At 34.0% G+C, this 22,915-nt stretch carries 12 protein-coding genes; 3 read left to right on the forward strand and 9 right to left on the reverse strand.

The features are described from left to right. Positions 1 to 15 precede the first annotated feature (15 nt). Positions 16 to 1,365, reverse strand: coding sequence for an aspartyl protease family protein (locus IEV72_RS11000; RefSeq protein WP_188459169.1), 1,350 nt, complete (start codon positions 1,363 to 1,365; stop codon positions 16 to 18). An 89-nt stretch (positions 1,366 to 1,454) separates the two neighbouring features. Here IEV72_RS11000 and IEV72_RS11005 point away from each other — a divergent pair, with 89 nt between their 5' ends. After that, positions 1,455 to 2,645 (forward strand): pyridoxal phosphate-dependent aminotransferase, encoded by a 1,191-nt coding sequence (locus tag IEV72_RS11005; protein WP_188459170.1) that lies wholly within the window; start codon positions 1,455 to 1,457, stop codon positions 2,643 to 2,645. After that, on the forward strand, positions 2,646 to 3,659 hold the full coding sequence (murB, locus tag IEV72_RS11010; protein ID WP_188459171.1) for a UDP-N-acetylmuramate dehydrogenase: 1,014 nt from the start codon (positions 2,646 to 2,648) through the stop codon (positions 3,657 to 3,659). Between the two features lie 116 nt (positions 3,660 to 3,775). Here the strand turns inward: murB and IEV72_RS11015 are convergent, their stop codons facing one another. From IEV72_RS11015 to IEV72_RS11050, 8 genes are all read right to left on the reverse strand, one after another. Further along, on the reverse strand, positions 3,776 to 6,580 hold the full coding sequence (locus tag IEV72_RS11015; protein ID WP_188459172.1) for a T9SS type A sorting domain-containing protein: 2,805 nt from the start codon (positions 6,578 to 6,580) through the stop codon (positions 3,776 to 3,778). A gap of 107 nt (positions 6,581 to 6,687) precedes the next feature. Further along, positions 6,688 to 7,494 (reverse strand): NAD(P)-binding domain-containing protein, encoded by an 807-nt coding sequence (locus IEV72_RS11020; protein ID WP_188459173.1) that lies wholly within the window; start codon positions 7,492 to 7,494, stop codon positions 6,688 to 6,690. Continuing rightward, entirely contained in the window at positions 7,491 to 9,785 is a 2,295-nt protein-coding gene (locus IEV72_RS11025) for a M20/M25/M40 family metallo-hydrolase (protein WP_188459174.1), read from the reverse strand. The genes IEV72_RS11020 and IEV72_RS11025 overlap by 4 nt, the downstream gene beginning before the upstream one ends. A gap of 1 nt (position 9,786) precedes the next feature. Further along, a complete protein-coding gene (locus IEV72_RS11030) occupies positions 9,787 to 10,134 on the reverse strand; it encodes a hypothetical protein (RefSeq protein WP_188459175.1) in 348 nt (115 codons plus the stop codon). A gap of 108 nt (positions 10,135 to 10,242) precedes the next feature. Further along, positions 10,243 to 12,174 carry an OmpA family protein gene (locus IEV72_RS11035; protein WP_188459176.1) on the reverse strand — a complete coding sequence of 644 codons (1,932 nt, stop codon included), beginning with the start codon at positions 12,172 to 12,174 and terminating at the stop codon, positions 10,243 to 10,245. Positions 12,175 to 12,199: 25 nt separating this feature from the next. Continuing rightward, on the reverse strand, positions 12,200 to 13,120 hold the full coding sequence (locus IEV72_RS11040) for a PorP/SprF family type IX secretion system membrane protein (protein WP_188459177.1): 921 nt from the start codon (positions 13,118 to 13,120) through the stop codon (positions 12,200 to 12,202). Positions 13,121 to 13,153: 33 nt separating this feature from the next. Continuing rightward, positions 13,154 to 15,967 (reverse strand): choice-of-anchor L domain-containing protein, encoded by a 2,814-nt coding sequence (locus IEV72_RS11045; protein WP_188459178.1) that lies wholly within the window; start codon positions 15,965 to 15,967, stop codon positions 13,154 to 13,156. 14 nt (positions 15,968 to 15,981) lie between these two features. Beyond that, the gene (locus IEV72_RS11050) at positions 15,982 to 21,405 is read right to left on the reverse strand and encodes a T9SS type B sorting domain-containing protein (protein ID WP_188459179.1); all 5,424 of its coding nucleotides are present in this window, start codon (positions 21,403 to 21,405) and stop codon (positions 15,982 to 15,984) included. 172 nt (positions 21,406 to 21,577) lie between these two features. Between IEV72_RS11050 and hflX the strand changes: the two genes are divergently transcribed. Beyond that, positions 21,578 to 22,810 (forward strand): GTPase HflX, encoded by a 1,233-nt coding sequence (gene hflX, locus IEV72_RS11055; protein ID WP_188459180.1) that lies wholly within the window; start codon positions 21,578 to 21,580, stop codon positions 22,808 to 22,810. Positions 22,811 to 22,915: the final 105 nt, after the last annotated feature.

Consider the following 22,915-nt stretch of genomic DNA (forward strand, 5'->3'; position numbering starts at 1 on the left):
GAAAAAACTTAGGCTTTAGTTTTCAGAATTATTCAGTAAATCTTTTAAACGATCTCTCAGATATATTTCCTTTTCGATATTCTTGTTGTTTCTTAGAAATTCCAACTTTACTTTATTCCCTTCTTTTTCAGCTAAAATAGACTGGATTTGTTCTAAACTTAAATCGTAAGCATTTTTTCCGTTGATTGTTAAAAGTTCGTCGCCTGGTAAAATATCAACATCTTTTGCTGGCGATTGATCTCGGATTGCTTTTACCACAACTTTTGGTTTTACACCTATGCTCATAATAAAATCGTTGGTGTTGTTGTAGCTAATTTCATCCGAATCAGACTTGGTTTTCATTCTCACATTCTTCAACTCTTTGACTATTTTCACGCCATCATAGTCAAATACAATGCCACTCATGTCGTAATTAAATGAATCATCGAAATATATATTTGGGCGGAAATAAATGCGTTTATTAGGATAATCGAAGAATAATTTAAAGCGTCGAAGTACTTCAGCTCCAACTGTTCCATCCCTAACCACATTTTTTTCAATTTCAAGGATTTGTTGAACATCTGGATAAGCTGAATTGGGCTCTTCAAATTCATACTTACCAAAAAATACTTTTTTTACTTTAGATCTTTTTCCTTCAATAATTGAGCTCAATCCATATCCTAAAATATCTTGAAAATACAATTCAGGTTCGCTGATATGTTCATTTTCAAGAAACCAAAAACTGGAGCCTGAACCCGTATCTATCAAAAAAGTTAAATTGGACTTGGATATAGATTCATCTTCTACTTTAAGCGTTGCATAAGGTTTATTTTTATAAAATTGTAAAGGAAGCTGATCGTAGCGCCGTAGTTTTCTATTGAATTTATCGGGATTGTAGAGCTTGATATATTTGGTTTTGTAATTGATTCGAACAATAAAATCTTTAAAAAAATCGTACCCAATTATTCCGTTTACAGGTAGTCCGAGTCTTTTTGCTAATTCATTATTTTTATCAATAATAAAATATACTTCTTGGTTTATGTTTATTGCATCGTTAATTTCTAGTGTATTTCCTATAGACTGAAATGCTTCAAAGCTATCTTTAGAACCTAAACCGCGTATTTTTACTTTTTGAGCTTTTTTTAGATCCAAACTATCTCCAGTACCCAATGCAATTAATAATGTTTTATCTACACCAGAATCTAGTAAAAAAGTAAGCTCTACCCCATTGAGTTTAACGGGCACAATAATTAAATTATTGACTAGCTCAAATTTAATTTTCTCGCTTCGTTGGTCTGGATCTTTAAACCTAAAACCCGTATCATTTTGAGCATTCAGCGTTAAACTGAAAATTAAAAATAAAAGAATACTTCCTAATTTATACATTAGTTAAAAGTAATAAATCCTTATTAAATCGATTATTTGAAGCCACTTATGTAACATATATTTTGCATTTTTGCGAAAAATAAAATACAATGCCAAAAATATCTCAAAAAGGGCTAGCTATGCCAGAGTCACCAATTAGAAAATTGATGCCTTATGCAGACATTGCTAGAAAAGCAGGAAAAAATATACATTTCTTAAATATAGGGCAACCTGATATAAAGACTCCAGAAGTTGCATTAAATGCAGTTAAAAACAACAGGCTTGATATTTTATCTTATAGTCCTTCTCAAGGTTTTGAAAGTTACTTAAATAAACTATCTGAATATTATAAAAAAAATCAAATTCCTTTACATCCTGATGAGATTTTGATAACAACTGGTGGTTCTGAAGCCTTGCTTTTTGCAATGGGTTGTATAACTGATCCAGGTGACGAAGTGATTATTCCAGAACCATTTTATGCTAATTATAACGGTTTTGCCACAGCATCTGGAGTTCGAGTTCGTGCGGTACAATCTAAATTAGAAGATAATTTTGCATTGCCACCCATTGCCGAATTTGAAAAGCTCATCAATGAAAATACCAAAGCTATTTTAATTTGTAATCCAGGAAATCCAACGGGTTATTTATACACTCAAGATGAGATTGAACAATTAGCCGATTTAGCTTTAAAGCACGATATTTTTATCCTTGCAGACGAAGTATACAGAGAATTTGCTTATGATGGTGTAAAACATTACTCCATTATGCAAGTTGAACGTTTAGCAGAACATGCTATTATGATTGATTCCGTTTCTAAGCGATACAGCATGTGTGGAGCTAGAATTGGTTGCATTGCTTCTAAAAATAAAGAATTGATTGTTAACGCTATGAAGTTTGCTCAAGCTAGATTAAGCCCACCTACTTTTGCTCAAATTGCTGCTGAAGCTGCTCTAGACACAGAAGATGAATATTTTGACAATGTAATTGCAGAATATGTAGATCGAAGAAATACTTTGGTTGAAGGCTTAAAAAGCATTAAAGGTGTAAAAGTAGCTGTTCCAAAAGGAGCATTTTATTGTACGGTAGAACTTCCTGTAGAAGACACCGAAGATTTTGCAAAATGGCTTTTATCTGAATTTGAAGTGAATGGAGAAACCATCATGGTAGCACCCGCAGCCGGTTTTTATTCAACCCCGGATACAGGGAGAAATCAAATAAGAATTGCTTATGTGTTAGAAAAAGAAATCATTTTAAAATCAATTCATATTCTTAAATTAGCTTTGCAATCTTATCCTAATTAAATGCAAATAGAAAAAAACGCTTCGTTAAAGGAATTCAACACCTTTGGTCTAGATGTAAAAGCAAAGCAATACATCGCAATTAATTCTGAAGATGAATTAAAACATATTTTAAAGCGTTTTTATGCTGAAGAACTTTTTGTGCTTAGCGGTGGCAGTAACATTTTGCTCACGAAAAATGTTGAAGCTACCGTTTTGCATATTCAGATAAAAGGAATAAAAGTTATAAAAGAACAAAAAAACCATGTCTTGGTGGAAGCAAAAGCTGGTGAAAACTGGCATGCTTTTGTACTGTGGTGTATTGAAAAAAATTATGGAGGTTTAGAAAATTTATCTTTAATACCTGGTTATGTTGGTACTTCTCCAATCCAAAATATTGGTGCTTACGGCGTAGAGTTAAAAGATAGCTTTGTTTCTTGTAAAGCAATTCACAAACAAACTCTTGAAGAAGTCACTTTTACAAAAGAAGACTGTAAGTTTGGCTATCGCGATTCTATATTCAAAAATGCTTATAAAAATCAGTTTATCATTACGTCTGTTTGTTTTGAACTTACAACTAAAAAACACAGTTTAAAAACAAGCTACGGAGCAATACAGGCTGAACTAAAACAGCATAAAATTGGTAACCCTAGCATTAAAGATATTTCTGAAGCAATTATACAAATTAGGCAATCTAAACTTCCAGATCCTCGTAAAATTGGAAATTCAGGTAGCTTCTTTAAAAATCCAGTTGTAGATGCTGCTTTTTTTAAGAAAGTATATACAACACATCCTGAAATGCCATTTTATGAGTTGCCCGATGGCACTTATAAAATTCCCGCTGGCTGGCTAATAGAAAGCTGCGGATTTAAAGGAATGACAAAGGGTGATGCGGGTGTTCATAAAAAGCAAGCCTTAGTTTTGGTGAATTACGGAGAAGCAACTGGAGAAGATATACAAAATTTAGCAAAAGCTATACAGTATAAAGTTCAGCAAGTATTTAACATACAACTAGAAGCAGAAGTAAACATTATTTAATACCGATTGGTATTTTTAATGTTTCAATATGTCTGTTGAGGTATCTGACCAACAGCAGATTTCATAAGGTTAAAAAAACTACAGGATTCGAGATTAATTTCTCAAATTGGTACAATTTACTCCTTAATGACTTTAGTAGTAATGTGTTTCCCTGAATTTGATTCAATCTTTACAATGTACAAACCAGAACTCATATTCAAATTAGTTAAGTCTACTTTTCCTGATGCATCAAACTGAGTGTGTATTGTCTTTGCTATTTTTCCTAGTGTATTATAAAAATGTACAGCCACATCTTCACCTGATAAGATTTGCGAATGTATTTGCAAACGGTTTCCTGAAATGGGGTTGGGATAAATTGAGAAATCTGTAATTTCATCTGCATCAGTACTTAATGAAACTGGGTTCACAATTAAACTAAACCTGTTGAAAGCAATACTAGCATTTACATTTTGGTCTACATCTACTTCAATTGTATTTATGCCGTTGGCTAATGCAATTTGTTCTTGTGTATACTTGTCTTTTAAAAATAATTCATAACCTGTAAAATTTCCTGTTTCAATTTCAAAAATATATTTATCTGTAGTATACGTATCAATGTAAAGCGGCAACTCTGTATAGGTTTCAGGAATACTTCTACTTTCAATACTAACTAACTGACCTTGATGAAATCTTGCCATATTTTCATCAAGATTAGACATTTTAAGCGCATCATTATGATCTAGGCCATCACTCCCATTTTGAGTAAAGGAGATATGCAAACCATCTGAAGATTTTTGATTTTGTTGGTATAAAGTTTCAGAAAACACATTGGCTTGAATAAACGGGTGTTGGTTTTCAGCCAAAACAACAGGAACAGTTTTACTTGGATTTTTATGCGACTCCTTAAAAATAATTTCAGCATCGCCATCATCTTCAGTAATAAAATAACCTGCCTGCTGTGGCAAAAGAAATCTTGATATTTCAGAATTGTTATTACTAATTTCTAAGGTATTCAAATTAATAGCAGCAAAAGCTCCTCGACTTCCCAATGTTGGATCCCAAATAACAAAATATGGTAAAATGTTATCTGAATCGGCATAGACTTGCACTAAGTCTACCACAGATTGGTATGGATTAGCTACCAAGTTAAAATCGTCAGAAACTGAAGATAAATCTGTAATTAGCTTATCTCCTTGGTGTAAATTACCAAAAGCTCTTAATATGGTTCTATTTGGTGCTGCTGAATTAACAGTAACATCTACACTTCTACTTCCACGTAACATTAATCTATAAGGCTGTCCTGCTTCTAAATTTGATGTTGTATTTGGAATTGTACTCCAAGATTGATTTATATTATCGAAAAAAAACATAGATGGATTACCTGAAGGTTGCCAATCAAATCCGTTGTATGCATCTGGATTGTTTCCAACTCCGGTAATGTGCGTTCCATATCCAGGATTGGGGTTATGGTTGTAAGCATTTGCATTTTCTTGCCAATTTTCTCTTATGCTTCCTACGGTATTCACGGAAGATCCGAGCATGCGAAAAGCTCTTCTACCTATATAACATTGTTCAACTAAAACATTGCCAATAATATTCCCAGAAGTTTGACCTACTTGACCAACTTGAAAGGCTTCTAAGTACGGATTATTGGTTAAAAACTTACATTTTAATGTTAGTTTATCGTTGGTTATGAAATCTGAATTGTTTTGCAGAGAAAGTAAGTAATGTAAATTTAAATGATTACTTCCAGAAATGCTTACACTTTTACCAGAAGAAACTACCAAAGAAAACATATTGGCATTGCCATTTACAAGTATGCTTTGTGTTTTGGTTGATGCAAACTCAAAATTACCTTCTTCAGCATCTAAGTTTCCATTGATTTCTAGGTCTCCAATAATAGTAAGACTGGCTTCATTAGTAATTTGTAAACTTGAATTTTCTTCAATTGTAAGATCTAACATTTCGAAATTTCCTGATGCTAATTCTGGGTTCTTATCAGTTTCAGGTATAATTACATTTTTCTGATCTGTAGGCAAACCATTTGACCAATTTTGCAGTTGATTAAAATCAGTATTGTTTCCTAACCATATTGTTTCTGAAGTAGATGCTCCACATGGAGTTGTACTCACATTTCCGGTAACATTTTGTGCATTTGGAAAACTTGTCATAGTCAAAAAGCCATGATTAGCAGTTATTTGACCATGCCATTGATTGATGTTTGTAAAATAAATTTCGCTACATTGGTTGCTGGCATTGGTTTGTAAATGCACATTCCCCCAAATATTTACATTTCCTGTAACATCAAAGTAAGCATTTTCTAGATATAGATTTGATGAATTAAAAGTAGCGTTACCACCAACTGTGTAATTTCCTCCTATGTTTAGATTAGATTCAAAGGTTAAATTTTGAGTTGTATTTATTTCTCCGTTATTAGTGAAATTGATGCTGGAGCCAAAAACAGCTGAATTTAAAATATTAAATGTAGCATCATTATAATTGAAGAAGGAACCTGAGCGGAAATCAATAGTGTTTGTATTGTAAATTCCGTAATTGTAAAGCACTTTAGCATCGCCTTGATTAAAATTAATGTTGGCAGTAGTTTCACCATAATTGAAAAAATCTACATTGGCTAATGCATTAACAGTTGGATTATTAGGAACAAATGCACCGTAGTTTTTAATGGTTTTATGATCTCCCCAATTTCCAGAAACACCTCCTGTAAGAATAATATCTTCTCCGATGCATAACTCAGTATTGTTTTTCAACTGAATATTATGCGTATAGGTATAAGCACCTGTTATACATATTGTTTTATCTGAAATATTGTTAGGCAGTGCTTGATTAGAAGTAATAGTTATATCACAATTGCAATCTGATATTGACTGCGCATCTGAGAAATGAAAAGAAAGTAGAAGTATAAAAAAAACTAAGTATTGCATAGGGTTATTTTAGCTGTGCAAAAATAGCTCAAACTACTTGCAATTTATGGGTAAAACGGGTAGAATGATTACTACATATAAAACGTAAATATTTGATTTTTATGCAATTAATAAACCGAATTATTAAACTCTATACTTAGTAGATTTGATGTGAATTCAGCAGTAATTTTCTTTCCAACATTAACTTTTTTATCAAAAAAAGGAAGTTCCAAAGATCGTTTTTGAGCTGCTTTTTTATAGAAAGTAGCTTTACTTTCTGGCGAAGATTGTACACCATGAAATACCTGATTAAACTTATTTGTTTTGATGATTGTTTTAATTAAGTTAATGCAATCTGCTAAATGAATCAAGTTAACAGGAGCCATAGGATTGGCAAGATTAGGTTTACCTGCTATATAGTAAACAGGATGTCTTTGATTACCAACCAAACCACCAAACCGAATAACCGCAGTTTCAAATTCAGGTGTTTTGATAAATGTTTGTTCTGCTTTAATTAATTGTAATGCTTTGGGAGATGTAGCATTGGGTGTAGATTGCTCGTTATAAACTGGAAAATTTAAAGCATCTTGAAAAACACTAGTAGAGCTAACATAAATTACTTTTCTAATTTGATGTTTTAAGATTTCAATATGTAGACGGTGTATCTTTTTTGAATAAGTTGAAATATCATCTTTGGGAATTTTTGGTGGAATATTAAGGATGAGTATGTCTAGATTTCTGAAAAAAAAATCAGCGTCTCCTACTATTCTGTCTGCTTCAATTTGGATTTGAAAAGCCTGAAATCCTTCCCTTAGAAGTTGAAGCTTTTTAGCTGTTGTTGTAGTTGTTCCACTTACTTGAAAACCTTCCTTTTGAAGCTCTTCAGCCAAAGGTTTCCCGAGCCAACCCAATCCTAAAACACCTATTTTTCTCATAAAAACGGAATGGTATAACTTACAATGGTAGCGTCGTTTAAAACAAAAGGCATTGGTATTTCTGTATTAGGCCGTTCAGGTACTTTGAGATCAGGATGATTAATCAAATTAAATGCGCTTTCGTAAACAACCACATTAAATGCTTCATCTGTATGCACTGTAAATTCAACTTCTAAAGCTTCTTGATTAGCTACATAGTAGTTTAAAAATCTAGTAATTTTTGGCAATGCATCGTCTTCAAAACCAAAATCTTGTATTTCATCATTCACTTTTACATTTGATAAGGAAATAGGCGTATCAAAAAACATTTCATAACGGTTAATGTTTCGTTTGGGTTTGATATAAAATTTAAATGTCTTCTGGTTTACAGTTTCATTCAACTTTTGTACATCAACAATAGATGTTGGTATTGCCATATTTTCAGCTGAAGCAAAATGAGCAAATCGATTTGCATATTTACTTTCAAAATTGATTTTTGCCTTAGCTTCAGATTCATCTTTAAAATAAGTTGAATTCCAAGTTGAAAGGCTTGGATCGTATGAAGCCCAATAGGCTTTATTTTGAGCTTCGTCTTGAAAATAAACCAAACTAGATGGTCTAGGTTGACTAGAATTAAAACTAGAGTTAATATGCGCTCGGCCGAAAAAAAACAAACTTGTGCAAAACAATAGAAAGGCAACTCCTTTAAGCAACCTAAAGTTATACAATAATGGTGAAATGAGCAGTAAAATAAGCACACTTAAAACACAAGAAATAAAGATTGAAGAAATCCCCAATCCTATTGGGAAAAAGTGAACAAAGGGAACAATAAGGAACAAAACTGGCAAACTAATTATAAAATGAAGCGTTTGATTATTTGTTTTTAAGATTACTAGACTAGTGAGTATGAGTAAACCAAAAAAAGCTGGTATAACAAAATAACTAGCACCAGGTAAATACAAATAGGCTAAAAGCGACAATACTAACCAAATAAATATAGCAGCAGGTAAAAAATTAGACAAACTCAAAATTTTACTATACTTATAAAATAATCGAAAATACGCTGCTACAATTAGACTTACAAAGGCAATGATATAAGAAAATGCATTGTATGGGAAACCTTGTAGAATCAAGCTGTAATCTGGATATAAATAAGCCATTAATTTCCAACCAAAATAGCCGATTAAAAAAGAAAGTAAAAGACTGCTTAAAATAAAAATGAAACTTTTTCCTATTAATTTTAAGTCTATTCTATTTTTTCGAATACCAATATGTACAAGTAGCAATAAACCTAGAAAACTTAAAATAATGAAGCCTAGTGCTAAGCTGGTTGAAAAGTGAATTATACCTACAAATGGAAAATTAAAATATACATGATCTGTTGTTGAATTTAAGTTAGCTAAAGATGTATTAGAAAAATAATTTAGTAAACTTAATGCGTACTCACCTTGTTGATTGAGCGAATGTACATCTAAATGCTCTACCGTATCTAAAGCAGTGTGGTAATTAAAATGTTTATCTATAAATGCAAAGAAAAAGCTTGGAACATCTGCTTCTGTTCTAAAAACAGTTGAATCTGTATCGTTGGGTAATAATTTGTAAACCGAATACATCAATGAGTTTGCAAAAGGTTGTTGAATGTTAGCATTCGCAAAATGATTAATCAAATTTTTGTTTCCGCCATTAACTTCAAGAATCATAGAACTTGGACCTGAACTACCTCTGGCTTCAAAATTTAACACAAGTCCAATATTTTCTGCCCAAGGATGTTCTTTTACAAATAAATTAGCGCCATTAAGTCCAACTTCTTCTGTATCTGTAAACAAAATAACAATGTCCTGATTGGGTTGTTCGCCTTGTTCCAAATAAACGCGAACCGATTCTAAAATGGCAGCTATACCGCTAGCAGCATCTGCAGCGCCAACGGCAGAATGAACAGCAGTATCATAATGAGACATTAACACTAAAGCTGGTTCGTCAGGATTTTCACCTTCTATTTTAGCAAGTATATTTTCTGGAACGGCAATACTTAAGCCTTTAAAATATGTTGTACTAAAACCACTTTGCAAATGCGGTTCTAAGCCTAAGTTTTCTAATTCTGAAACCAAATAATTTCTAACTAAGGCATGTTCTTCAGATCCTGTATAATGTGGCTTTTGTGATATTTCCTTAACATGAACTAATGCATTATCTACATTAAAATTGGTGTTGTTTTTTGTTGAAGTTATGCTGGGTTGCAAACTTGTAATTGAAAATGCAATGGCTGCACCAAAGATTAAGACTTGAAGTAAGGCTGAAAAATATTTCATCATCTTAATTTTTTTTGACTACTGCAAAGTAGTCTTCATTTAATGGAAGATACCCATAATCGTATACAAAATAATAAGTTTGTCCTTTTTTTGTGGTGTAAATGCTGGTAAACAAATTAAAATCGAATCCTTTAGAAAGTAGTTTATCTCGAGTAGTTTTAGTGGTAGGTTCAGGTTGAAGGCTTTCTAGAATGCGGTAGTTTTTTCGAAGCTGATTATTGGTGTTTCTAATTAGGTTTTTAGTATCAGAGTTAATTCTGTTATTGTATGCATTCCTACAATAATCTGAACAGAATTTTTGATCTGCTCTACCGGTTAGCTTGCCCTTACATTCTTTACATACACGTTCCATGTATAAATTTTAATAAATATAGAAATTTAATTTGAAAAAACATGATTTTCATAAAACAGAAAACCCTAGCTTGAGCTAGGGTTTTCGAAATAAATAATCTTTTTAAAATTATTCTTTTGAAGATTCAACTTTGGTTTCTACACCGTCTTTTTCTTCAATAATAATAAATTCACTACGTCTGTTTTCTCTGTGTTGATCTTCAGTACAACCAGCTGAACAGTCGTTTATAGGCTTAGATTCTCCTAGACCAACTGCTTCTAGTCTATCTTCTGCTATGCCATTTTCAATCATATAAGCTACCGTACTTTTCGCACGTTTCTCAGATAATTGTTGGTTGTATTCTTCAGGACCTCTGCGGTCAGTATGGCTTTCAACTCGTAAACGAATATCATCATACTTCTTAAGCGTGGCAATTAATTGATCCAACTCAAGGGCTGATTTTGGTATAATTTTAAACTTATCAAAATCGAAGTAAATTTCATCTAAAACTACTTTACGCTCTATAATAAGTGGCTCGATTGGCACAAGGGAGATATTTACTGGCATCTCATTTCCTTCAGCTTTCAATGATTCTGATCCGCTTTCGTATCCTTTTCGGTTAGCCTGTACGTCGTAATCTTCGTAACTAATTACAAGTAGTTTAGCAATACCATCTTTTTTAGTTGCAGCTCTTTTAACTTCATTTTCTTCATCATCGTAAACAATAACTTCAACACCTTCAATTGGCTTTTTAGTTTCTGAATCGGTAACGCTAACAATTAACATGGTTTCATCCATTGGTTGAATTAGTTCTAATTGGTAGATATTATCTGCCGTTCCTAAACCATCTCTGTTAGATGCAACATAACCTGCTTTTTTAGCTGGATAGTAAGAAAATGAAAAGTCATCTGCTTTTGTATTAACAGGCTCACCTAAATTAGTTGGGTAAGAAAATCCTGTTTTAGTTTCTCTGGTATAAAAAATATCTAAACCACCAAGACCTAAGTGACCATCTGTAGAAAAATACAAAGTTTCATCTGTATCTATAAATGGGAAACTTTCTCTTCCAGGTGTATTGATTTTATCTCCTAAATTTTCTGGTTCACCAAAACTTCCATCTTCATTTAAAGTAACTCTGTAAATATCAGATTGTCCGAAACCACCTGGCATGTTGCTTGAAAAATATAAATGCTTGTTATCAGGACTTAATGCTGGATGACTGTATGAATATTCAGAATCTGTAAATTCAAGTTCTTGAACGTCTTTCCATTCACCACTTACCCAAGATGCACGGTACAATCTTAATTGACCAACACCTTCAGAATTGGTTTGGTATTTTCTACCTGTGTAGTCATTTCTAGTGAAATACATGGTTTTACCATCGTTAGTAACCGCAATTGTTCCTTCGTTGTAGTTGGAATTTACATCGCCTTGTAATTCTACTTCATTTTTAAAAATACCACCTACGTTTTGAGCAACAAATACATCGGAACCGGGTTGGTCATTCCAACCGTAAGTTTTTCTAGATTCGTTTCTAGTTGAAACAAAATAGAGTAAACCATCACGCTCATAAGCGCCGTAATCGGAATATTCTTTTGCACTTAATTCCAATAGTTCTCCAGTAAAGTTAGGTGCTTTATTTTGAAGCTTTTCTAAGTAATTAGGATTTGCTTTGAAGAATTTTGCACGTTGATCGTTAGGTGCTTTTTCAGCAAATTCTTGCATTACTTGGTTAGACTCGTCAAACTTAGCATTGGATTTTAAAGCTTGCGCATATCTAAAATAATCTTCAGCCACTAAATCATCTTCAGAACGCATAGCTAGTCTGTAAAAGCGTTCAGCTTGCTTCATTTTTACTAGATTATAGTAAGATTCAGCAAGTTTTCTGTAAACATAAGGATTACCGTTTCCTTTGTCTACAATTTTTTGGTAGTCTTCAGCAGCTTCATAAAAAGCAAAATTATCGAAATGCTTATCTGCTTTTGCTGTGGTTCGATCTTGCGCTTGAAGGGCTGTAACTGCCATCAAAAACACGAACGTTATATTTATAATTTTTTTCATAATTCTATATTATTGAATTTAATGATTAGAAGTATCTTGGTGATAAGTAAGCTTTTTTCTTGAAGAATATATCGAATATAATAAATGCTTCGTAAGATGGTCTGTTCAAGTCTGATTGGGTAGCATCGTAAGCAAAACCTACATGCATCCATTCAAATGGTTTAACACCAACCAATGCACTAAATGCATCATCTACTCGGTAAGACGCACCTACTTCAAAACGCTCATAAAATAAGAAGTTGGCGTTAAAATCGTAAGATAGAAATTCTGAATCGAAATCAGAAAGTTGTGTCTTTACAAATGTAGAAGGTTTAAATTTAATAAAATCGTTTAACTCAAATACATAACCCATAGTACCAAAGAAGTGGCGATTTTGATTTCCAAAGGCAGTTTCTCCATCGGTAACAAAGTGCGTAGATTCTAAAAAGTTAGGAACAGATAAACCTACATAAAAGTTGTTGTTGTTAAGGAATAATCCTGCTCCAAAAATACCATAGGTTTCATTGTAATTAGCTCCAAACGCGGGATCTAAACGAATTTGTCTTTCAACACTTGCTAAACCAATATCGTGAAATGTGGCTCCACCTTTCACACCAAATGCCAGATTCCAGTCATTTCCTAATCTTAAGGTATACGAAACATCTGCCATTAAATCGGTTTGTTCAACAGGACCGATTTGATCGTTAATTCCAGATAGACCAATACCTAAATTATTACCAATTGGCGAATGTGCAGCAAAGGTAAAGGTTCTTGGTGCTCCGGAAATTCCAGACCATTGGTCTCTAAATAATGTACCAACAGAAAGGCTTTCTTTAGATCCTGCATAAGCGGGATTTACCACGTTCATATTGTACATGTATTGTGTGTATTGTGGATTTTGCTGGGCATTTGCTTCAGGAAGAAGCGCTAAGCCAATCACACAGATTAAAACATAAATTTTTCTCATCGCGAAATCTTTAAATTATTGTTGTTGTTACTTTTATTGTTGTTCTCTATTTATGTACACCCATCCTTTTTCAACTTGTTCGAAACCAGCGCCAGCTTCTTCTAAGTCTAATACAAAGAAATACGTTCCGGTTACTAAGTTATTGCCTCCATCATCCTGACCACAAAATTGGTTAGTGTAATTAGAAGATTCAAAAACTTTTCTTCCGTATCTATTAAATATTTGTAGTTTTTTAATACCCGGTTCTGAAGCTAAAAAGCTTAAGTCGAAACAATCGTTTACGCCATCGCCATTAGGTGAAATACCTTGTGGAAGCGAACAACTGTCTATAATGTTTCCTGTATTTTCTGTAGATGAAGCTAAACCTTGTCTTCTAAAATCAACATCAAAAGTAGTTGAAACTTCACATTCTGAAATAATGACAGTTAATGTATACATTCCTACTATTTCATTTTCTGCTACACTAGAACCTGAAGCGATATTCCAATCTAAGTTTAAGTCTGATTGATCTTGAACTGTAGTTCCATTTGGTGTTTCCCAAATAATTTCATCAGCATTTTCAAAGTTATAACCGCTTTCAACACTTAAGTTACCTTCGTCAAAACAAATAACTTCATCAGCAACAAAAACTTCGTGAGCTTGTACAAATTGAACTTCAATTTCATCAAACTCTTCACAACCATTTAATGTAGTGGTTAAAGAGTATGTTCCTGATTCTGTTACAGTAATGTTTGGTGTAGTTTCGCCTGTACTCCAAGCGTATTCCACATCATCTAAATCTTCACTGGCCACTCCACTAATTGTTGGAACAATAGTAAATTCTTGAGATTGTCCTTCTAAAATACAAGGAAGCGGCGCATCGCCTAAGCCTACCATATAGTTTTCAATAAACACTTCTGCTTCAGCAGTTGTTGAACAATCAAAGAAATTAACTTCAACACTATAAAAATCAGGCTCAGACACTTCTAAGATTACATTTTCTTCACCTGCTAATTCTGTTCCATTTTGAAACCAAGTATACGAAATGGCATCAGCGTCTATAGCATTTATTTCGTCTATGTTAGTTGGTGTTGCATCTAAAGTAATGGTGCCATCGTCACAAATTGCCACATCTTCAATGCTTACATCAGGAATGGGTAAGAAAACCACTTCAACTTCATCGGTTTCTTCACAACCGTTAACAGTAGTAGTTACAGAATAGGTTCCTGATTGATCTACCATAATTGTTGGAGTAGTTTCGCCTGTACTCCATGCGTAAGATGAAACATCACTTTCTTCCGCATCAGTGAATTCGGGTATAATTTCAAAACTAGCTGAATCGGTTACGGCAACACAGTTTTCTACATCATCACCTAAAGAAACTTCATAGTCTACAAGAGTTAATGTTGCGTCTAAAGTAACCAAACAGGTATTAAAATCTATTTCAACTTCGTAGAAGCCTGGTGCTTCTGCTGTTAAAACTGCTTCTGTTTCGCCAGCTATTTCATCTCCGTCTAAAAACCATGTGTAACTTGGTCCAGTTGGGTCTTGGTCTAATAAGGTATCTAAATTATCTGGTGTTGCATCTAAAGTTGCTTGACCATCAACACAAATGAAACCGTCATCGATATTTCCTTCTGGTGTGTCAAAAAACTCTACACTGGTTACCCCGGTATTAAAACAACCTAAAGGTGCGCCATCAGGCCCAGGTATAAAAGCAAAGACTGCATAGCTTCCTGTATCTGAAACATCTAAAGAAGGGCTTTCTTCACCTTCTATAAGTTCTGTTGGGTTACTGCCTACTTCACCAAAATACCATTCAAAAACAATTTCGGTACCACTTGGCAAACCTGTATCTAAAGTTATTGGTAATCCGGTACATTGTGCTTCTGGATCTTCTAAAGTAATTGGATCTCCTAAATCTATATCACCCAGTGTAAAGCTTTCTCCTTCGATAAATACGGCAGAATTAAAAGCAGAATCTCTACTGTCTCCAATAGCTAGCTTAATTTTATAAATCTGACCAGCAATAACATCAGCAGATGCTGTTAAAGGTACAGTTTGACCATTATAATCTGTAGAACCATTAGCAGAATTTGCGGTATCGAAAAATTGAGCTGCTGCAAATTCTCCAGAGTCACCTTGACCACAAGTAGTAAGATTATGAATATTTGTAACGGTTGCTAGAATATTGGTACCTGGTAAGGTAGCGATATTCAATCCCCCTAAGTCTATATCAACATCTGGAGTATTAGGGTTACCATCAAGATTATAAGAATTTACTGGCTGAAAAACACCAGGTGTTCCTTCTGGGAAATCATCAATAATCAAGTTTCCATCTGTATCGTAAGGTCCACTGATGATAAAAGCAAAAATATCTTCGTAGTTACATGGAAATGAACCTGTATATTCATTAGAAGCCATTAAATAATTGAAAGAGATTTCATTTACAAAAGGCACAAAATCAAATTCAACTACAGTTGCATTATTAATTTCAGGTGTACCAAAGTCTGGATCAGGCGTTAAAGCAAGCAGGTCATCATCGCCTGGCCAAGAACCCGCTCCAATATTAGAAGGAATTTCACTTACATCATTTGATGCCAGCACAATACCATTTTCGAAAGGAAAAGGAGCTCCATCAGCTTCAAAATATCCAAAACTTTCATAATTTTCACCTCCGACACTAGAGTTCATTGGTGATGCAATGTTATCCACCTGTGCACAGTCTCCTTCAATGAGTATTTCGTTAATTAAATAATCAACTGTATAACCATCTGTTGGAGCTGGTGCTGGATTTATCGTAATTTGTTGAGCAAAACTCCATATTGGAATTATACCTAACAATATCAAGTAGTTTAATTTATTCATGTTGTTAAGTTTTATTATTGTTCTCTGTTAATATATATCCAACCTTTATGTTCTCTACCATAAACTGGATCTTCTTGATTAAATTTAATTACATAGAAGTAAGTACCCGTTACTAAACTTGTTCCATTTTCGTTCTGTCCAATAAACTCGTCTGTATAATTAGCTTGTTTAAATACAGATTTACCAAATCTATTGTAAATCTCTAAGCTTTTAATTCCAGAACGGTCTGCTAAGAAACGTAAATCTAAAGTATGGTTTACTCCGTCTGGAGACATACCTTCAGGAATTATACAGTTGTCTAATTCATATCGGTCTAAATCTACTTCTGCTGTATTAGCAACACAATCTCCACCTACATTTACGCTTAATGCAATTACATCTTGGTTTGGATTAGTAGAATCACTTCCTACTTCGTATACATATTCGCTTTGGTTTTGGTTTGGTTGCTCTACACCATTTACAAACCATGTATATGTAATATCATCTCCTTCAGCTCCAGAAACATCAGCAGCAATTACCACTTCTTCTCCTACACAAAATAAATCATCAAAAGAATCTGTAGCCAAGCTTGCGCTTACGAATCTAGGTGCTACTTCAATTTCTTGAACAAATGCACAGTTTTCTGAATCGCTGTAAGCTGTTAATTCATAAGTTCCGAAGCCATAATCATCTGCAGAAACTAATTCCATGAATTCATCTTGTAACAAAACACCGTCTAAACGCCACTCGAAAGTTGTTTGCGTTGCATCTACATTTGCAGGTGTGGCATCAAAAACAATACTTGACAAATCACAGGTTTCAACAGAAGTTGGTAAGTCAATCTCTGGCGATTGATTAAACGTGTATTCCACTTCAGCTGTTTCAACACATCCGTCTACCGATACTTCTACAATATAGGTTCCTGATTCAGAAACTTGAATAGTCTCCGTGTTTTCTCCAGTGCTCCAAGTGTAAGTTATTACAGCATCATCTTCTACATTACCAACCAAATCAGCTGTAAGACTTTGCGAAGCTTCTTCATCACAGAAAGTTAAATCTCCACCTAAATCAATTTGGTATTCTGCACCACTTACGTTCACTTCAAAAGTATTCTCACATGTGTAAGTTGTACTTCCTATTGATCCTTCTGTGGTAATTTCAACAGTATACAAACCTGTGTTGTTAATGGTGAATTCAGCATTTGTAGCTCCATTTACAGGACCATCTTGATCCGACCATTGGTAGTTAACACTTAAGTACTCATCACTATTTATTGGTGTTGCATCAAGAGTAAACGTTTCTCCTTCGCATAAGTTCTGATTTAAATTGAAGTCTAATTCTGGGAACGCATTGAAAGCATAGCCTACTTCTGCAGTTTCAACACAGCCATCAACACTTACTTCAACACTGTAAATTCCGGTTTCAGAAACTTCAATAGATTCGGTTTCTTCGCCTGTACTCCATAAATAAGTGATATCTGCGTCTTCTCCAACATTACCGGTTAAATTTGCTGTAATCGTTTGTGGATCATCATTTTCACAAAAAGTTTGATCACCACCTAAGTCAATAGCATAATCAGAACTGTTAATATTAATTTCGAAAACATTTACACATTCAAAATTTGTACTTCCTAGCAACTCTTCAGTTGTAATTTCTAGGGTGTGTAATCCTGTGTCACTAAAAGTAAATTCTGGTGATGTTGCTCCATCGATCGGTCCATCTTCGTCTAACCATTGGTAAGAAATGCTAGAATAATCATCACTATTTATTGGTGTTGCATCAAGAGTAAGCGTTTCACCTTCGCATAAATTATGCTCTAGATCCATGTCTAATTCTGGTGTTTCTGATAATCTTACCGTGAAGAATTCTTCTGCAAAAGAATTATCTTGTGCTTGAGAAATAACAAAATAATTACCCGACTCTACAGCTAAATAATCTTGTTCTTCGCCATCTTCAACAGGTATATAATTGGATGTATCTGTAGGATCTGCTTCTGGATCTTCTAAAATGAACCATTGATACGCAGTTCCATCTTCAACTTCTGAAGAAATAGTAACTCCATCTGATGCACAACCATTGACTACTCCAAATACGTCATCACAATTGGTAGAACCTCCTCCCGGTTGATTTATGTTTGTTTGGTTAAGCGAAATATATCCTGGAGATTGGTTAAAATTAGTAATTAAAACCACATAAACTTCTCCTTCTATAGCATTTGGTATAGTCATGATTTCTTCTGAAGTTGGACTATAGCTACAATCTACTTCGTTAGCGCTGTTTAATTGATCACAGTTGTCTTCAACATCACTAAAAGGTCCGTAAGCAATAAAGTCTACATCTAATAAATCTCCAATAACTTGACCATTTTCATCAAAAGCTGTTGCTTGTGTTAATTCAAATTCTAAATCTCCACTTTCTTCAACAGTTAAATAAAACCAAGCTGGGTTGGGTTCTGAACCAAGACAACCATAATCGGGACCGTCTTCAGCCACATTTTCGTTCAAATAAAAGTATCCATTTGGAAAAACAAGTGGAGTTGGATTTCCTTCGTCATCTACAGGAGCACAAAATGGCTCGATATCAGAACAAAGGTCATTGTCTTCAAAAAATTGTGGTGTTGTTATACATAGGTCAAAATTCCCATCCTGAGCAGCTGCACTACCAAAATTATATATCCTAACGTAGTAGGTTTCACCTGGTGTTAAACCTTCTGCAACAATAGCATTACTATTACCAAAATTATCAAATTCTGTACTACAGTAAAGTTCTGTTAAGTTACCACAATCATCTGCATAAATTGCTGAGCCAAATGGCGGAGAAAATGCCGAACCATTTTCAGGAATTACGGTTGTAGTATGCACTTCTGCAGTTGCTTCAAACTCAAACCACACATCTTGTGTAATATTTGGATGACATGAAGAAGGAACATTTGTTGCATTTGCTTGTAATAAGGTACCTGCATTTAATTCTACACATAAATTTTCTTGATTAACTACCGCTATTTCTGCTGTATCACAAGAAGTATTGTCTGGCGGACAAGCGGTTTGTGTTAGGTTTCCACTATCTATTATACAATTTGCATCGTCTACATTTTCAACTGAAATTTCTACATTTGTTCCATTTGGATATGGGCCAAATTGCTCTATTCCTACTGCATCTACGCCCAAAACTTCGTTGCCTTGGTTATCTGTTATATCTAAAGTTGTGGCTGAACCTAAATCCAGCACGTCTACGTCTATGAAAAATTGATCATTTCCACTCGCGCAATCGTCAATAATTTCAAAAGAAACATCCTGATTTACACAAGTAGCACAAGTAACTGTGTATACAAATTCATCCTGACTTCCTGACTCACAAGAAACCGAACCATCTGAAGTAATTTGAAAAGAGATTGAATCTCCCGAAGATTGAAAAGACAAACCTTCAAGATTACCATCACCATCAAAAAGAATCGTTCCATCAGAATCGAAAACTATTAAATCATCAAAGCCACCTTCTACAGTTCCTTCATCAAATACAAGGTTTAAAGGCGCACCGTCTTCACTAATATATTCCAATGTGGTATCTTCATTTTCGCCATAACAAAAAGTTTCATTTAAAGGAGCATCACAAGCCACTTCCGTTAGCGTACAAAACTCTTGTGTAAACACGCTAGAGTTAACTGAACAATTAGCATCGTCTAAACTTTGCACAGTAACAGTTACGTTACTTCCGTTAGGATATGGTCCTACTTGCACAATTCCGGTTTCGGTTACGGTTTCTGTTGAAACACCTTCCGAGTCGGTTATTTCTAATGAAGTTGCAGAGCCTAAATCGGTTACATCTACATCTATAAAAAACTGTGGTGCATTTAAACAGTCATTTACTTGTTCAAATTCTACACTTGGATTTTCACAAGTTGCACAAGTTACTGTATAATCTAGCTCTGGTTGCTGACCTGTCTCGCAAGAGTTAAAGCCACTTGATGTTATTTGAAAAGAAATACTGTCTCCAGTAGACTGAAAAGTTAAGCCTGTCATATCGCCGTCACCATCAAAAAGTACGGTAGTACCGTCTGAATCAAAAACTATAATATTATCAAAACCATCAATATTACCTGCATTAAAAGTCAAGTTTAATAAAGAACCATCTTCACTAACAAATTCTATCTCAGTATCATCATTATTAGGATAACAATATGAATCTTGAAATGGACTACTACATACTACTTCATTTAGCGTACAAAATTCTTGAGAAAATTCATTAGATGCAACTGAACAATTGGCATCATCTAAACTTTGTACATCTATTGTAACGTTGGTGCCATTTGGATAAGGACCTACTTGTACTACTCCAGTTGCAGTCACCGTTTCTGTAGAAATTCCTTCTGAATCGGTTATTTCTAAAGATGAAGCTGAACCTAAATCGGTTATATCTACATCAACAAAAAATTGTGGCGCATTTAAACAATCGTTTACTTGGGTAAATTCTACTGTAGGATTTGTACAAGTTGCACAATTTACAGTATATTCTATCTCGGGACGCGATCCTGATTCACAAGAAACTGAACCATCTGATATAATCTGAAAAGAAATACTATCACCAGTAGATTGAAAAGTTAAACCAGCAATTACGCCGTCACCTGTAAATAAAACTGATCCATCTGAATCGAACACGTTAATAACATCCCATCCTGCTTCAACATCGCCAGCATCAAAAGTTATATTTAAAGGAGAACCATCTTCACTTATAAATTCTAAGGTAGTGTCATCGTTATTCGTATAACAATAACTTCCTTCAAAAGGTTGAGTGCATTCTATTTCTGTAAGCGTACAAAATTCTTGAGAAAACACGTTTGACGAAACCGAACAGTTTGCATCATCTAGACTTTGCACATCTACCGAAACATTAGTGCCATTGGGATAAGGACCTACTTGAACTACACCAGTTGCAGTCACCGTTTGTGTAGAAATTCCTTCTGAATCAGTTATTTCTATAGATGAAGCCGAACCTAAATCGGTTACATCTACATCAATAAAAAACTGCGGTGCGTTTAAACAATCGTTTACTTGCGTGAATTCTACGCTTGGATTTGTACAAGTTGCACAAACCACATCGTATTCTATTTCACCAAATGAACCTGAATCACAAGAAACCGAACCATCTGTATCCATTTCAAAAGAAATACTATCTCCACTAGATTGAAAAGTGAGTCCAGTTAAATCTCCATCACCTGTAAACAAGACTGTACCATCAGAATCCAAAACAGTAATTATATCCCAACCAACTTCTACAATTCCAGCACTAAATGTCAAATTTAACTGAGAACCGTCATCACTCACAAATTCAAGAAGACTTGTATCATTATTTCCATAACAAAAAGAATCGGATAATGGAGATTGACAATCTACCGTAGTAGTTTGAGCGGTAATACTTAATGTAAACAAGAATATAAAACTGAAGAGTATTTTTTTAATCATCTAAATGGGTTTTATTTGGGGGTCAATATAACAATTTGTTGGCTATAACTTAACGATTCTCTAAGAAAATATATTCAATTCTAGCTAATCTCCCTAAAAATGAATAATATAAATTAACTTAAGTACAGCGTTTATAAGAACTTCTGTACTTTTGCAAGAGATTTTCAAATATATGATAGAGAAAGAAAAAATTGAATACGAAAAAGTAGTTTTAATAGGAATCATTAATCAAGCTCAAGATGAAGAAAAATCTAAGGAATACTTAGATGAATTAGAGTTTCTATCCTACACAGCAGGCGGTGAAGTAATAAAACGTTTTCAACAAAAACTAGATAAACCACACCCTAAAACCTTTATTGGAACTGGAAAATTAAATGATGTGAGAGATTTTGTTGATGCAAATGATGTAGGTACCGCTGTTTTTGATGATGAACTTTCTCCCGCACAACAGAAAAATATTGAAAAAATACTGAAGTGTAAGGTAGTAGACCGAACTTACCTAATACTAGATATTTTTGCACAGCGCGCACAAACAAGCTATGCAAGAACTCAGGTTGAATTGGCTCAATACGAATACTTATTGCCTCGCTTAACTGGATTATGGACTCACTTAGAGCGCCAACGTGGTGGTATTGGAATGCGCGGTCCTGGTGAAACCGAAATTGAAACCGACCGTAGAATTGTAAGAGACAAAATTTCTTTATTGAAAAAGAAGTTGGAAACTATCGACAAGCAAATGGAAGTACAACGTGGCAATCGCGGTAGCTTAGTTCGAGTGGCTTTGGTGGGTTACACCAATGTTGGTAAATCTACATTAATGAATGTAATTAGCAAAAGTGAAGTATTTGCAGAAAATAAACTTTTTGCTACATTAGATACCACGGTTCGGAAAGTAGTGATTAGAAATCTTCCATTTTTGTTAACAGACACGGTAGGCTTCATTAGAAAGTTACCAACACAATTAGTAGAATCCTTTAAATCTACTTTAGATGAAGTCCGCGAAGCAGATTTATTGCTTCATGTAGTAGATATTTCACATAAAAGCTTCGAAGATCACATTGCTTCAGTTGAAGGAATTTTGCAAGAAATTAAATGCGAAGACAAACCTTCTATTATGGTATTCAATAAAATTGATGCTTACGAAGCTGAACCTTTCGATAAAGACGATTTGATTACAGAAAGAACAACTGATCACTATTCTTTAGATGAGTGGAAAAAAACCTGGATGAATAAATTGAATGAAAATGTTTTATTTATCTCTGCTATAGAAAAAGAAAATATAGAGAATTTCAGAAAAAAAGTATACGAAAAGGTTAGGGAAATCCATATTACTCGTTTTCCTTATAACAACTTCCTGTATCCTGAATACGAAAAATTTTTACCAGAAGATGAAACGGAAGACTAAGCATTTTTAAAATCATACTTGTCAGGTTGATGAGCTTTAAACATGAATTTTATTTACTTGATGGTAATATTTAAAAAATAGATCTATTTCCTATCATTGGAATAG

The sequence above is a fragment of the Psychroflexus planctonicus genome (genome assembly GCF_014640195.1).
Lineage (GTDB): Bacteria > Bacteroidota > Bacteroidia > Flavobacteriales > Flavobacteriaceae > Psychroflexus > Psychroflexus planctonicus.